Source organism: uncultured Polaribacter sp. (genome assembly GCF_947501385.1).
GTDB lineage: Bacteria > Bacteroidota > Bacteroidia > Flavobacteriales > Flavobacteriaceae > Polaribacter.
Map to the genome: position 1 here is coordinate 113726 of NZ_CANMVP010000003.1, position 14399 is coordinate 128124.

Here is a 14399-nt window from a genome sequence, read left to right on the forward strand (position 1 = left end):
ATTATAAAAGGCTCGCTCCAATTCCGTTTTTTTCTGAATATGAAATTACGCCATTTTCTATTCTTATTCCTTTGGCAATATCCTTTTTAAGAAGCAAGCCACCATCCATATCTACATAATCTAAAAGAGGTAATAGATGAGCAATTGCAGAAATACCAATAGTAGATTCTGTCATACAGCCAACCATTGTTTTCATTCCCAATTCTTTTGCTTTTAATAACATTCTTTTCCCGGGAGTTAAACCACCACATTTGGTCAATTTTACATTAACTCCATGAAACAAACCAGCGCATTTTTCTACATCACTTTCTACAATACAACTTTCATCTGCAATTATGGGCAATGCAGAGTTTTTAAATAATTTTTTAGCTCCTTCAATATCATTTGCTTTCAATGGTTGTTCTAAAAATTCTACACCTAATTCTTTTAGTTTGTAAGAATTTTCTATAGCTTTATCTATTGTCCAACCACAATTTGCATCAATCCTAAAAATAGCATTGCTATGTTTTCTTAACTCGGTTACTATTTCTATATCGTTTTTTGTACCTAATTTTATTTTATAAATTGGCCAAGGCAATTCTTTCATTTTTGCCACCATATTTTCTATGGAATCAATTCCAATAGTATAATCGGTCATTGGATTTTTATTGATATTTAAACCCCATAAATCATAGAGTTTTTTCCCTTTCTTTCTAGCATATAAATCATTGAAGGCGATGTCTAGCGCGCATAATGCAAAGAGGTTATTATGAAATAAAGGCTGTAGTTTTTGCCAGAAAACTGTAGGATGTTCATCTGCTAAAGAAGTAATAAATGATAGATTTTTATGTATAATTTCCATCATATTGGTAACTGTAATATGATAATACGGATTTGAGGTTGCTTCTCCAAAACCAGAAAATCCGCCGTCAGTTAATTCTACAATTAAACTAGATTGAAAATTGTGTGATTCTCTTGAAATTGTAAATGTGTGTTTTAATTCTAAGTTATATGCGTGCAATTTAATTTTCATAATAAATAGCTATTTAAAAAAGGAAATTTAGAGAAAATATTTTAAAAATTTGATTCTTTTTATGTGAAAATATTCCCATAATTTCATCGTGTTTTGTGACAGATAGATTTCTTTTTTTTGGTTTCCAGATTCTAAGTTATTATGGTTTTCACAAGAACCAAAAATACTTTACTGAATAATACTTGTCTAGTAATTTTAACCGGCTATTTTGTAACGATCCTCTTCATTTGTAACAGAAAATATCGTAAAATGATTCCACTAGATTTATGAGATGTAGACTGTTCTTTTAGCATCCAAATAAATTACTGTTTTTTAACCACAATTTATATTATTTTTGAATTTGAAGGACTAAATTGTGCTATCCATAAAAATAATAAAACCTTTACAAGTTAATGATTTTTTTAAATACATCTCTGAATCTTAAATACAATCTATTTTTTGTGTTTAGTTTTCTTTTTATTCCTGTTTTTCATTCTCAAGACGCTGCTCCAGTTGTTTTTGCAGAAGGTGATCAAGCTTTTTGTATTGGGAATTCTATACCTGTTGTTACAGATTTTACGATTTCAGATGCAGATGATGCAGGTATCGCATTGTTTTTTATTCAGGTTTCTTCCGGTTATCAAAACGGCTCTGATAGCTTAGAAATAGTGGGCAACAATCCAACAATCAATCAATTTTGGAATGCGAACGAGGGGAAACTAACATTATCACCAAAAATAGCAGGAACAGAAATCCTTTTTTCAGACTTAGAAAATGCTGTAAAAAATGTGGTTTTTACAACTTCTACTACAAATGAAATTATAGAAAGAACGTTTTCTCTGACGATTGATAATGCAAATTACTTACCAGCTACAGATCATTTCTATGAGTTTGTTTCTAGTCAAGGAATCACTTGGAGAAACGCAAAAATAGCAGCGGAAAACAGAACGTATTTTGGTCGAAAAGGGTATTTGGCAACATTAACAAGTCAAGAAGAAGCAGATTTTGCAGGAAAACAAGCTTCTGGCGCAGGTTGGATAGGTGGTTCTGACGAAGAAACAGAAGGCGTTTGGAAATGGGTAACAGGACCAGAAACCGGAACCGTTTTTTGGAATGGACAAGTGAATGGAACAACCCCAAATTATGCAAATTGGAATAATAATGAGCCTAATGATTTCAGAAATAATAATCCTGCAGGTGAAGATTATGCGCATATTACCGATCCTTCAATCGGAATTCGTGGTGCTTGGAATGATTTACCAAATGAAGGCGGAACCAATTTATACATAGCGAAAGGATATGTTGTAGAATATGGAATACCTAGTGATTTACCATTAAGTATTGTAGCAACTACAAGCATTTATACGCCTCAAATTACAACAACAACCGAGACGACCATTTGCGAATCTGGAATTGCCACAATTTCTGCAAATTCAGATGTAGGAGAAATCATTTGGTTTGATACACAAACAGGAGGAACCGTATTAAGCAGAGGAACAGATTTTACCACGCCAACAGCAATTAATACGTCAACAACTTATTACGCAACAACATCTGTAGATGGCTGTACAACTTTGCAAAGAACAGCTGTTATCATCAACGTAATTCAACCACCAACCATTACCAATACTACAAATGATTTCATTTGTTCTGGAACTGCAAATCTGTCTGCTTCTGCTTCGGCTGGAAGCGTTCTTTGGTACGATTCCTTAACAAGTACAACCCCCATTTTTACGGGTAATACTTATCAAACACCAAATTTAACAAGTACAACTTCGTATTTTGTAGCAGCCAGTTCTTTTAATTGTACCTCTAATTTAAGAACAGAAGTAATTGCTGAAGTAAATGCTACAATACCCGTGTTTGAAACAGAAAAAGACGTTTACGTGTTGTGTAATAACATTGGTTCTGTAACTTTAAAGACAATCAATTTTAGAGGAAACTATACTTATAATTGGACAAAAGATACGGTAGCTATTGCTGAAAATGTATCAGAAATAAATGTGAGCGAAACGGGTATTTATAAAGTAAAAGCAATTTCTGAAGCGGGTTGCGAATCTTTAGCGCAAACCATTACTGTGAGAAATTCTGAAATTGCAACACTCGCTAAAGAGGCTATTTTAATTATTGATGATGCTGATAACAATTCAATCCAAATAATTAGTGAAAATTTAGGATTAGGAGACTATGAATTTGCGTTAGACGATAAATTTGGGATTTATAAAGACGAAGGTTTTTTTGAAAATATTTCTACAGGTATGCATTTGTTATTCATTAGAGATAAAAATGGTTGCGGAATCTTCGCATATTCATTCTCAATTTTAGCATATCCATCTTTTTTTACACCTAACGGCGATGGCAAAAATGATTATTGGCACATCAAAGGATTTGACAAAGATTTTTATACACTTTCAGACATTTATATTTACAACAGGTTTGGGGTATTATTGTATAGAGTTACTCCAGAAAGTTTAGGATGGGATGGAATGTATGCTGGTAAAAAATCACCTTCCAATAGTTATTGGTTTCAAACCCTATTAACAGATAAAAATGGTTTGTCTGTGAATAAAAGTGGAAGTTTTAGTTTGATTAGAAAATAAAATAATAATTTAAAAATAGAAAAATGCCATTAGTAACACCACTGAATGCAGAACACGATTTAGAAACAAAAAAATTAGCTGAATTTTTTAATGAAACCTTGGGTTTTTGCCCAAATTCAGTTTTAACCATGCAGCGAAGACCCGCAATTTCAAAGGCATTTATAAACTTAAATAAAGCGGTTATGGCGAATGAAGGTCGAGTTACATCTGCCTTAAAAAGAATGATTGCTTGGGTTTCTAGCAACGCTACAGGTTGTAGGTATTGTCAAGCGCACGCAATTAGAGCTGCAGAACGTTATGAAGCAAACCAAGAACAATTAGATAATATTTGGGAATACAAAACTCATGCTGCGTTTTCTGAAGCAGAAAGAGCTGCCTTAGATTTCTCTTTAGCAGCTTCTATGGTTCCAAATGCAGTAGATGCAAAAATTAAAGAAGCGTTATATACATATTGGGACGAGGGAGAAATTGTTGAAATGCTCGGAGTAATTTCTTTGTTTGGATATTTAAATAGATGGAACGATTCTATGGGAACTACTTTAGAAGAAGATGCTATAGAGAGCGGAAATCAGTATTTAGGAAAACATGGTTTTGAAGTAGGAAAACACAACGGATCGAAATATTAAAAGATTTTAAAATCTTACAATCCTCATCAATTTGATGAGGATTTTTTTAGTCATTTTTTTGGAGCTTTTCAATGATTTTTAATGTGATGGAATCTATTAATTTCTGAGAGTTTACAACTTCTTTCCTTAGCAAAGAAGAATTTTTAACAATGTCTAAAGTAGTTTCAAATGATTTTTGATACCAATTGTTCCAAGCAGTAATTATTTCGATTTGAGTTTTTAAAGAATCACCTTTATTGATTGCTATTTTGCTTTGTTTTAATTCTTCATTCAACCTGTCTTTAGCGGCTTTCTCCAAATCAGAAAGTATTATTTTAGCTGTATTTTTATCCGCATTTAATAAAGTATAAGCTGCAATTAAAGCAGTGGTACCCACGTTTTTTAAAGTAGTTTTAGAAACTTTATCAATTCTGTCATTATCGGTATGGTAAAACTGATCTGTAAAGTGCCAAAACAAAACACTCGGAATGTTTTCTCGTAAAAAAGGTACATGATCACTTCCTCCTTCAAACGGATTTGTACGTACTACCCAATTTGCTCTTTTACCTTGTTCTTTAAATTTATGGATCAAAAAATCATTCAAATAATGAGGTTTCATTTGATCTAAGGTGATTTTAGAACCTCCCCATTCTGTATGTTTGTCATTGCCACGCGTCCAAATAGCACTTGGATCTGGCATTTTTTCAATCAAGAAAGTTCCACCAGTTTTCTCGGTATCTTCACCAACCATGTCTAAAGAAATTCCCCATTTTATTTCTTTTGCTCTCAAAGAATCTTCTTGTACATATCTTCGAGTAGATATAATTTCATCTCCCCATAAAAACGTTAATGTTCTATGGAGTGAGATTTCTTTATTGTTGATGAATTTTGCCGTTAATAAAGCCATTTCTAAAGCAACACCAACTCCAGTTGCGTTATCATTTGCACCTGGTTCTTGAATGTGTGCGCTAAAAACCAAGCGTTCTTTTGGGTTTTTAGTTCCCTTAATATCTGCAATAATGGTTAATTCTTCAGATTTATAAATATTCGTTTTGACTTTGACATTTAAAATCACTTTCCCTTTTTCTAAGGATTTTTTTAAACGTTCTTTTGCAGCAAACGATAAGGCAATTGCCCAGGGTTTATGGATAGAATCATGCGGAATTGAACGAAACTGAATAGAGGTGGTATTTTTTTCTGGTTGTAAATAATCAGGATTATTATAGGTGATGATTCCTGCTGCTTTTCCGTCTACAATTGCAGCCTTAAAAATTCGATACGGACTCGTTTCTGCAAAAACGATTTTTCCTTTTACATCCATTGCTGGAAGTTTTTTTAGATCCTCAATATAAATAACTTCAGCAGAAGTACCTTCTTTTGGAGTGCTGTAAGAATTTAAAGCAATCATATTTCTGTTGGTGGAATGTTGTAATAATGGCAAAGCATCTCCTTCCATAATTATTGCAGCATCTACAGATTCCCAAGTTGGTTTTTTAAGCGGACGCTTTTCAATCCTGTAGGTTAACAGATCAGTTTCAGTAGCATTTTCTTCTAAAATATACCCCGTTTTTTCTAATTCTTCAGCAATTTTATAGACACTTTTGTTAAAACCAGTATTCCCTACAACACGCCAATATTTTTCTACAAATGAAGTGGTTTCAAAAGCTACATCTCCAGAAAACTCTTCATTCATTACATCAGCATAATTCTCAGTTGATAATTGTATTGATTTTTTTTCATTTTTACATTGAAAAAGGACACATAAAAATACTATAAGAAAGATTCGTTTTTTAAACATAACACCAAATTTTGATGCCTTAAAAGTAATTCTTTTAATTGAAAAAACGACTCCTCGAGTATTTGTCTCGAGGTTTCAGTTAAAAATGTCATTCCTGTGAAGACAGGAATCTAAATAAAAGGGTTTTACTATTATTTTCTTATCAATAGTAAAACACTTTTATGAGATAATTGCAGCAACTCTTTTCTGTAATTCAGGTATTACATTTTTCTCAAACCACGGATTTTTAGCAATCCAAAATCTATTTCTTGGTGAAGGATGCGGCAACACGAAATAGTTTGGTAAATATTCCGGATAATTGTCTACAGTTTCAGTCAGTGTTTTTTTTGCTTGTGCTTTTAAATAATATTTTTGAGCATAGCCACCAATAAGAATCGTTAATTGTGCATTTTCTATTTCATGCAATACACGAGAATGCCATTTTGGAGCACATTCTTTTTTGGGAGGTTTGTCTCCAGTTTTCCCTTTGCCAGGATAACAAAATCCCATTGGTAAGATTGCAAAGTTTTCTACATTGTAAAATACTTCTTCAGAAACTTGCAACCATTTTCGTAAATTTCTTCCTCCAGGATCATCCCAAGGAATACCTTTTTCGTGCGCAATTCTTCCTGGTGCCTGACTAATTAATAAGATTTTAGATTTTTTATGTATCGAAATTATCGGTTTTGCTCCCAAATCTAAATGAGGCTCGCATAGTGTACATTTTCTAATTTCTGATACTAATTTCTGAATTCAATTAATTATTTAGAACTGAACATACTTTTTAGATCACTAGCATAAGAAGGATATGTAAATATTAGTTTTTTAAACTCAGGAACTGTCATTTTTTGCTCAATTGCCATCATAAAAATATTAATACATTCATTTGCTTGATTGCTTAATAAATGTGCACCAACAATAATTTTAGTTCTTTTATTTACCAATATTTTATAAGCATAGGTATCTTCATTTTCTTTTTTAGCATTATAAAATCCAGCAGCATCACCTTTATAAATTTTAATATTCTTATAAGTTTTCTTAGCTTCTTCTTCAGAATAACCAACACTTGCCAAATTCGGATGTGTAAAAACGACAGAGGGCACTAACGGACTCAAAAATTCTTTGGAATTTTCTTTCAGAATATTATTTCCAACAATGTCACCTTGCAAACCAGAAAGTGGTGTTAATGGTAAAGATTTATTAGAAATATCTCCACAAGCATACACGTTTTCATTCGTTTTATTTTGTAGAAAATTATTTACTAGAATACCAGATTCATCATATTTAATAGTTGCTTTTTCTAAGTCTAATAATGCTGTAGCTGGCACTCTTCCTGAAGTATTAAAAGCAATTTTAGATTTCACAGATTTCTTTTTAGAATTTTGCTTGAAATGAATTCTAACATTTTTCCTTAGTTTTTCAACTGATTTAATTTCTGAATCGAAATAGAATTGTACGCCATTCTTTTTCATCTTTTCTACCAACTTTTCTACTAAAAAATCATCGAATTGAGACAAGGCTTGTGCACCGCTATCGATAATGGTTACTTTACAGCCTAAGGTAGATAGTAAAAAACAAAACTCCATACCAACATAGCCTGCACCAATAAATGTTGCCGATTTTGGTATTTTTTTAAGGTTTAAAAAACTGTCACTTGTTTTTAATATTTCCGCGCCTTGAAAAGGTAATTTTCTTGGAGTTAAACCAGCAGCAATGACAAAAGTATCTGCAGAAATTGTTTTTCCTTCCAGTAGAACCTCATTTTTACTAATAAATTTTGGCGACTGATGATACAAGTCGATTCCTAATTTGGTAAGATTTTCTTCTGTGGCTTTGGGAACTGGTTTGGTAAATTTATTTTTAAATTTCTGAATCGCTTTCCAATCAATCTTTGGTACTTTTTTAATTCCTAAATCTTTCAATTGACTCGATTTTTGAAGTACATCTGCGAATTGAATCATGACTTTTTTAGGGTCGCAGCCTCTTATGGCACAGGTTCCACCAAATGCTTGCTTGTCTGCAATAGCGACTGACAGTCCGTTTTTCACACAAGTTTTAGCAGCTGTTTGTCCAGCGATGCCACTTCCAATAACAAATACATTGTAATGTTTGGTCTCCATAAATTTAAGAATTTCGTCAAAAATAGCTTGGAATAAGAATAAAAATTAATGCTTATGAGATAATTATGGACGTTTTTACTTTAGATTGATGAATAGCAATTCTACAGAAAAGTGTTATCTGAAATAACAAAATGTGTAGTAAAATGTTATTTGAAATAACACAATTTATTTAAAAACGAAAACAAAAACACACAGTTTGTCATGCTGGAAGCATCCTATGCAAACATTATATAAAATATTCTTTTAGAATGATCTGTGTTGAAAAAGAGTTACCTCACCTCCAAAGCTTCACCTTCAAAAGATAAACCCTCAAAACCCGTTTTTATAAAATTTCTACTATACTATTTTGATGAGCATCTCCATTCTTATTTTCTAAAACACTTTTATAATGTTCGTCAAAATATAGAAGCGTTGCTACTTTTGTCAATTGTTGCAATTTTACAAAGGCAAACAACTTACAAGAACCCCAATTTTATCCAGCCTTATTTTTGAGTTCTCCGTTTGTAAATGCTGTTAGGGTAAAGATGTAATTGTTTTCAATGACTTCCATAGTTTCAGCAAAAGTAATTGTTATTGGATTTGATTTTAGATTTTTGATGAATTCTTTCATCGTTATTTTTATATTTTTAGATTAAAATCGAATTTAAAAGAGAAAGCAAATTCTATTAGTTTTAAAATAAATATCAATTTTTTTGTTATAGAATTATCTGTTTTTACGTTATATAAATAGAATGAATAAAAAAGATTTTAGACTAAAAGTATTTTCATTATCAGAAAATATATTTCCTATGGTTGCACGAATGCTTGGTGGAAATTCAAATGCAGAAGATGCTATTCAAGAAATAATGCTAAAACTTTGGGAAAAACGTAAAAAAATAGAAAAGCATCCCAACATTAAAGGTCTAGTTTTTTTAACTGCTCGAAATTATTGTATTGATGTGATAAGAAAAAAACCTTTTGTTTTAAATGACTCAACAGCATACATTAACACTTTAGAATCTGAAAATGAAAACACACAATTAGAGTGGAAAGAACTAAATAGTATTATTAAAGAAATTCTTAAAAAATTACCAGTACAACAAGTAGAGGTTTTTATGATGAGAGATTTGGACGGTTATCAATTCTCTGAAATAGCTGCTGCATTAGAAATAAAAATAGAACACGTTAGAGTATTATTATCCAGAGCAAGAAAACAAATAAGTATAGAACTCGAAAAAATATACAGTTATGAAAGAGGGAGCTATTAAAAATCTAATTGAAAAATATAAAGCAGGCACAAGTTCTTTGGTTGAAGAAAAGAATTTGGTTGAGAATTTAGATAAGTTAGAACCCACATTAAAAATATGGTTTGCTTATGTAAAAATGAATAAAAATGAAGTCCCAAAAGACTTAAATGCTAAATTATGGAAGTCTTTTGAGAAAAGAAATATTAGAAAACCTAAATTTAGAATTAGCACTATTTCAATAGCTGCATCAATACTACTAGTTATTGCTATTTATATTGGGAATGGTACTAATAATAAATTGAACTATCGTAAAAAAGAAGCTTTATTAAAAGAAGCTCAGAATATGTTTAAAGAACCAATTCAAAATAAGCAAATACATAATATTATTGTTGAAAGCGATTTGATAGTGGTTTACACAAAAACAGAATAAAGCATTTATATTAAACTAGAACTATTAAATATTTATAATTATGAGAAAATTATTATTTACTACTGCAGTACTACTATTTTCGAGTTTCGTTATTCAAGCTCAGAAAACAGAAGACAACAAAAATGAAAAACAAACAAACGAAAAGATTTATATAAAGTTAAAAGATGATGCAAAACCCGATATTTATATAGATGGTAAAAAGTTTGATTTCCCAATGGAATTGATAGATCAAAGCATGATTGCATCTATATCTGTTATTAAAAATGAACAAGCAATAAAAAGATTTAATGCTCCTAATGGTGTTATCTTAATTGAAACAAAAATAATGAAAGATATAGAAGTTTCTGAAATAAATGTAAGCGATAATAATATCTTTACAAGTAAAAATACTCCTAAGGTCATTATAAATGGTAAAGTTTCAAATAATAAAATGCTAAAATTATTAGAACCTGATCAAATTAAAAGTATAGATGTTTTAAAAGGTGAAAAAGCAATTCAAAAACACAATGCTCCTAATGGAGTTATAATAATTACTACAAAAACTAAACAATAGAACCTTTATAGATAAAACCTCAATTTTTTAGTGATACTTTCAGACCTCAAAGGTTTTTAAAACCTTTGAGGTCTCTTTGTAACTATCGTTTCCCCTCAACAACAACCACAATTTCCCCTTTGGGAGGTTTTGCAATATAATGTGCCAACACTTCTGTGGCAGTTCCTCTAATGGTTTCTTCAAACATTTTTGTGAGCTCTCTTGAAACCGAAACTTGCCTGTCTGCCCCGAAATACTCTACAAAATTACCCAATGTTTTTATTAGTTTGTGAGGCGATTCATAAAAAATTATCGTTCTTGTTTCTTCCGCTAATAATAAAAAACGTGTTTGTCTTCCTTTTTTAACGGGTAAAAAACCTTCAAAAACAAACTTGTCGTTTGGCAAACCAGAATTTACCAAAGCAGGCACAAAGGCAGTGGCGCCAGGTAAACAATCTACTTCAATATTATTTTCTACACAGGCTCTGGTTAATAAAAACCCAGGATCTGAAATTGCTGGAGTTCCAGCATCAGAAATTAAGGCACAAGTTTCTCCGTTTTGAATTCTTTGCACAACACCTTTTACAGATTTATGTTCATTATGCATGTGATGACTGTGCATTTGCGTAGCAATCTCAAAATGTTTTAAAAGTTTTCCGCTTGTACGTGTGTCTTCTGCTAAAATAAAATCGACTTCTTTTAGAATTCTAATAGCTCTAAAAGTCATGTCTTCTAAATTACCGATTGGTGTTGGTACTAAATATAATTTGGACATTTTAGTTCTTGGTTTTTTGTTGTTAGTTAATGGCTTTTGGTTGTTGTGGAAAACCAACAACTAGAACCTAAAAGCCATCAACCAGTTATATTTCTTCATACGTTTCCACAGTAATATCTGCAATAACATCACCCGTATGTTTTATAGAAAGTGGTTCAAATAATACAATATGAACTTCTTCTTTTGCAATAGGTTTGTGTGCTACTCCTTTGGGAACAATATAAAATTCACCTTCCTCTACAGTGATGATTTTATCGCGTAATTCAATTGTTAAAGTTCCTTTTATGACCATAAAAAGTTCGTCTTCAAATTCGTGTTTATGAAATACAAATTCGCCCTTTAGTTTTGCCAATAAAATTTGTTGTCCGTTTAATTCGCCCACTTTTTTTGGCGACCACAAATCATCAAATAAATTGAATTTTTCCTGAATATTAATTGTACTCATAAAGACAAATTTACAAAACTAAATTCGCGTTACCGATTGAAGCGACATCCTTTTTATGCTTTGATGATTTCAAGATCTTTTGTAAAACTTAAAAACCGATGCATTAAAACAGCTGCTGAACTAAATTTAGCATAAAAAGATACAGCGAAAAGCGGGACATTTCTCTTTCAGAAATGAACGCCCAAAACATTAATATTTAACGGAAAATGATTAATTTCGCAACTTAAATTATTGAAAGAAATGTATAGAAGTCATTCTTGTGGCGAGTTAAGAGATTCGCATGTAAATACAGAAGTAACCTTGGCGGGTTGGGTTCAGAAATCGCGCGATAAAGGGTTTATGATTTGGGTAGATTTACGTGACAGATACGGAGTTACGCAGCTAATTTTTGATGAAGAGCGCACGCCAAAAGAAATGATGGAAAAAGCAAAATCTTTAGGAAGAGAGTTTGTGATACAAATTACAGGAACTGTCATAGATCGTGAGTCTAAAAACTCAAAAATGGCAACTGGAAACATAGAGGTTTTGGTTTCTAAATTAGAAATTTTGAATGCTTCTATTACGCCGCCTTTTACCATTGAAGACAAAACAGATGGTGGAGAAGACATTCGAATGAAATACAGGTATTTAGATATTCGAAGAAACCCTGTAAAAGACAGTTTGATCTTTCGTCATAAAGTTTCGATGGAAGTTCGTAAATATTTGTCAGATCAAGAATTTATTGAAGTAGAAACGCCCTATTTGATAAAATCTACGCCAGAAGGTGCAAGAGATTTTGTAGTTCCTAGTAGAATGAATGAAGGTCAGTTTTATGCACTGCCACAATCTCCACAAACCTTTAAACAACTGTTAATGGTTGGTGGAATGGATAAATATTTTCAGATTGTAAAATGTTTTAGAGATGAAGATTTACGTGCAGACAGACAACCAGAATTTACACAAATTGATTGTGAAATGGCCTTTGTGGAGCAGGAAGATATTTTAAATATTTTTGAAGGATTGACACGTCACTTGCTAAAAGAAGTGAATAATGTTGAGGTAGAGAAATTCCCAAGAATGTTGTATGATGATGCCATGAAAATCTACGGAAATGACAAACCAGACATTCGTTTTGGAATGAAGTTTGGCGAGTTAAACGAAGTAACACAACACAAAGAATTTGGCGTTTTTAACAATGCAGAACTGGTTGTAGGAATTGCTGTCCCTGGAGGAAATTCGTATACAAGAAAAGAAATTGATAAATTAATAGATTGGGTTCGTAGACCTCAAGTGGGTGCTTTGGGAATGATTTATTGCCGTGTAAATGAAGATGGAAGCTTTAAATCTTCTGTAGATAAATTTTACAATCAAGAAGACTTAGCAAAATGGGCGGAAGTTACCAGTGCAAAACCTGGCGATTTAATCTGCGTTTTATCTGGCGAAACAAATAAAGTAAGAGCACAATTGTCTGCGTTAAGAATGGAATTGGCAGAACGTTTAGGATTGAGAGATCCAAAAGTATTTGCGCCATTATGGGTAATTGATTTCCCGTTATTAGAATTAGATGAAGAAACGGGGCATTACCATGCGATGCATCATCCTTTTACATCACCAAAACCTGGGCAAATGGAATTGTTAGACACAGATCCTGGAGCCGTAAAAGCAAATGCGTATGATTTGGTGTTGAATGGAAATGAAATTGGTGGAGGTTCTATTCGTATTCACGATAAGCAAATGCAAGCAACAATGTTAAAGCATTTAGGTTTTTCTGAAGAAGATGCCAAAGCACAATTTGGTTTCTTAATGGATGCCTTTGAATATGGTGCGCCACCACATGGAGGTTTGGCTTTTGGCTTGGACAGATTGGTTGCTATTTTAGGCGGACAAGAAACCATTCGTGATTTTATTGCGTTTCCAAAAAATAATTCTGGACGTGATGTAATGATAGATGCGCCAGCGTTTATAGACGATGAACAATTGAAAGAATTAAGCTTGAAGCTGGATATTCAAGAATAAATGTCATTATAAGTATTTATGCTGAATTTGATTCAGTAAGAATTACGAAGTAGTCTTTTGATTAATGAACAGATTTTTGATACCTTCCGATGACTTAAATATATAGACCTCACAGGTTTTTAAAATCTGTGAGGTCTTTTTTGTTATAATTTTACTATTTTTAAATAATGAAAAACCTAACCATACTTTTAATCCTTTTTACTTCCATAATTTCATTTTCTCAAGAAATTACAGGCATTGAATTGTTAGCAAAAGCAATTCAATTTCATGACCCAAATGGAAGTTGGAAAACTTTTGCTGGTGAACTTTTTGTAACCATGGAAACCCCCAAAGGAAAACCAAGAAAGAGTAGAATTAGGATAAACTTACCTGAACAATACTTCCTAGTAAAAGCTAAAAGAGATACCATCATTACAGAATATGCAATTCATAAAGGAGATTGTAGTTTGGCAATTAACGGAAATTTAAATCCGTCTGAAGAATTGAAAAAGAAATACAATTTAAATTGTGAACGCGCTAATTTGTATAAGAATTACTATACCTATTTATATGGTTTGCCAATGAAGTTGAAAGATAAAGGCACCATTATTCATCAAAAAGTGGCAAAGAAAACGTTTAAAGGAAAAGATTATTTGGTTTTAAAAGTAACTTACTCAAAAGACGTTGGAAAAGATACTTGGTACTTTTATTTTAACCCGAAAACCTATGCGATGGAAGTCTATCAGTTTTTTAAAGAAGCAAAAGATAGCGGAGAATATATTTTATTATCTGGTTTAGAAACGATTCACGATATAAAAATGCCAAAAAATAGAGCTTGGTATTATAATAAAAACAATGGTTATTTAGGAACGGATGTTTTATCAAAAATTAATAATTAAGATGTCAGTTCGAGCGCAGTTGAGA

The 14399-nt window shown here is 31.9% G+C and carries 13 protein-coding genes and 1 pseudogene; 7 read left to right on the top strand and 7 right to left on the bottom strand.

Annotation, left to right across the window (positions count from 1 at the left end):
- Window position 1: 1 nt before the first annotated feature.
- Window positions 2–1012, bottom strand: a complete 1011-nt coding sequence (locus Q0998_RS03050) for a dipeptide epimerase (RefSeq protein WP_299666076.1) — start codon at window positions 1010–1012, stop codon at window positions 2–4.
- Window positions 1013–1404: 392 nt separating this feature from the next.
- Between Q0998_RS03050 and Q0998_RS03055 the strand changes: the two genes are divergently transcribed.
- Window positions 1405–3591, top strand: a complete 2187-nt coding sequence (locus tag Q0998_RS03055; RefSeq protein WP_299666079.1) for a T9SS type B sorting domain-containing protein — start codon at window positions 1405–1407, stop codon at window positions 3589–3591.
- A gap of 23 nt (window positions 3592–3614) precedes the next feature.
- Window positions 3615–4217, top strand: coding sequence for a carboxymuconolactone decarboxylase family protein (locus tag Q0998_RS03060; RefSeq protein ID WP_299666082.1), 603 nt, complete (start codon window positions 3615–3617; stop codon window positions 4215–4217).
- A 46-nt stretch (window positions 4218–4263) separates the two neighbouring features.
- Here the strand turns inward: Q0998_RS03060 and Q0998_RS03065 are convergent, their stop codons facing one another.
- From Q0998_RS03065 to Q0998_RS03080, 4 genes and pseudogenes are all read right to left on the bottom strand, one after another.
- Window positions 4264–5994 (bottom strand): M28 family peptidase, encoded by a 1731-nt coding sequence (locus Q0998_RS03065; protein WP_299666085.1) that lies wholly within the window; start codon window positions 5992–5994, stop codon window positions 4264–4266.
- 159 nt (window positions 5995–6153) lie between these two features.
- Window positions 6154–6726: a uracil-DNA glycosylase family protein gene (locus Q0998_RS03070; RefSeq protein ID WP_299666334.1), complete on the bottom strand. Its 573-nt coding sequence runs from the start codon at window positions 6724–6726 to the stop codon at window positions 6154–6156.
- Between the two features lie 8 nt (window positions 6727–6734).
- Entirely contained in the window at window positions 6735–8093 is a 1359-nt protein-coding gene (locus Q0998_RS03075) for an NAD(P)/FAD-dependent oxidoreductase (RefSeq protein ID WP_299666088.1), read from the bottom strand.
- A gap of 322 nt (window positions 8094–8415) precedes the next feature.
- Window positions 8416–8703, bottom strand: a pseudogene (locus tag Q0998_RS03080) (HopJ type III effector protein).
- A gap of 121 nt (window positions 8704–8824) precedes the next feature.
- On the opposite strand from Q0998_RS03080, the gene Q0998_RS03085 reads away from it, so the two are divergent.
- From Q0998_RS03085 to Q0998_RS03095, 3 genes are read left to right on the top strand one after another with little or no spacing between them, the layout of a single operon-like run.
- Complete coding sequence (locus Q0998_RS03085; RefSeq protein ID WP_299666091.1) at window positions 8825–9340, top strand: RNA polymerase sigma factor; 516 nt, start codon at window positions 8825–8827, stop codon at window positions 9338–9340.
- On the top strand, window positions 9321–9749 hold the full coding sequence (locus Q0998_RS03090; protein ID WP_299666093.1) for a hypothetical protein: 429 nt from the start codon (window positions 9321–9323) through the stop codon (window positions 9747–9749). Before Q0998_RS03085 ends, Q0998_RS03090 begins: the two co-directional genes overlap by 20 nt.
- 40 nt (window positions 9750–9789) lie before the next feature.
- Window positions 9790–10302 carry a hypothetical protein gene (locus Q0998_RS03095; protein WP_299666096.1) on the top strand — a complete coding sequence of 171 codons (513 nt, stop codon included), beginning with the start codon at window positions 9790–9792 and terminating at the stop codon, window positions 10300–10302.
- 82 nt (window positions 10303–10384) lie between these two features.
- On the opposite strand, the gene rsmI is transcribed toward Q0998_RS03095, so the two are convergent.
- Both rsmI and Q0998_RS03105 read right to left on the bottom strand, forming a co-directional pair.
- Window positions 10385–11056, bottom strand: a complete 672-nt coding sequence (gene rsmI / locus Q0998_RS03100) for a 16S rRNA (cytidine(1402)-2'-O)-methyltransferase (protein ID WP_299666099.1) — start codon at window positions 11054–11056, stop codon at window positions 10385–10387.
- An 85-nt stretch (window positions 11057–11141) separates the two neighbouring features.
- On the bottom strand, window positions 11142–11501 hold the full coding sequence (locus tag Q0998_RS03105; protein ID WP_299666102.1) for a cupin domain-containing protein: 360 nt from the start codon (window positions 11499–11501) through the stop codon (window positions 11142–11144).
- Window positions 11502–11741: 240 nt separating this feature from the next.
- Between Q0998_RS03105 and aspS the strand changes: the two genes are divergently transcribed.
- Window positions 11742–13496, top strand: coding sequence for an aspartate--tRNA ligase (gene aspS / locus Q0998_RS03110; protein WP_299666104.1), 1755 nt, complete (start codon window positions 11742–11744; stop codon window positions 13494–13496).
- Between the two features lie 167 nt (window positions 13497–13663).
- Window positions 13664–14374: a DUF6503 family protein gene (locus Q0998_RS03115; RefSeq protein WP_299666107.1), complete on the top strand. Its 711-nt coding sequence runs from the start codon at window positions 13664–13666 to the stop codon at window positions 14372–14374.
- The last annotated feature ends 25 nt before the right edge of the window (window positions 14375–14399 follow it).

What these genes read in the sequence shown, in the direction of transcription:
- Q0998_RS03050 (WP_299666076.1), bottom strand. Translation starts at nt 1,012, where the DNA reads ATGAAAATTAAATTGCACGCATATAACTTAGAATTAAAACACACATTT.
- Q0998_RS03055 (WP_299666079.1), top strand. Translation starts at nt 1,405, where the DNA reads ATGATTTTTTTAAATACATCTCTGAATCTTAAATACAATCTATTTTTT.
- Q0998_RS03060 (WP_299666082.1), top strand. Translation starts at nt 3,615, where the DNA reads ATGCCATTAGTAACACCACTGAATGCAGAACACGATTTAGAAACAAAA.
- Q0998_RS03065 (WP_299666085.1), bottom strand. Translation starts at nt 5,994, where the DNA reads ATGTTTAAAAAACGAATCTTTCTTATAGTATTTTTATGTGTCCTTTTT.
- Q0998_RS03075 (WP_299666088.1), bottom strand. Translation starts at nt 8,093, where the DNA reads ATGGAGACCAAACATTACAATGTATTTGTTATTGGAAGTGGCATCGCT.
- Q0998_RS03085 (WP_299666091.1), top strand. Translation starts at nt 8,825, where the DNA reads ATGAATAAAAAAGATTTTAGACTAAAAGTATTTTCATTATCAGAAAAT.
- Q0998_RS03090 (WP_299666093.1), top strand. Translation starts at nt 9,321, where the DNA reads ATGAAAGAGGGAGCTATTAAAAATCTAATTGAAAAATATAAAGCAGGC.
- Q0998_RS03095 (WP_299666096.1), top strand. Translation starts at nt 9,790, where the DNA reads ATGAGAAAATTATTATTTACTACTGCAGTACTACTATTTTCGAGTTTC.
- rsmI (WP_299666099.1), bottom strand. Translation starts at nt 11,056, where the DNA reads ATGTCCAAATTATATTTAGTACCAACACCAATCGGTAATTTAGAAGAC.
- Q0998_RS03105 (WP_299666102.1), bottom strand. Translation starts at nt 11,501, where the DNA reads ATGAGTACAATTAATATTCAGGAAAAATTCAATTTATTTGATGATTTG.
- aspS (WP_299666104.1), top strand. Translation starts at nt 11,742, where the DNA reads ATGTATAGAAGTCATTCTTGTGGCGAGTTAAGAGATTCGCATGTAAAT.
- Q0998_RS03115 (WP_299666107.1), top strand. Translation starts at nt 13,664, where the DNA reads ATGAAAAACCTAACCATACTTTTAATCCTTTTTACTTCCATAATTTCA.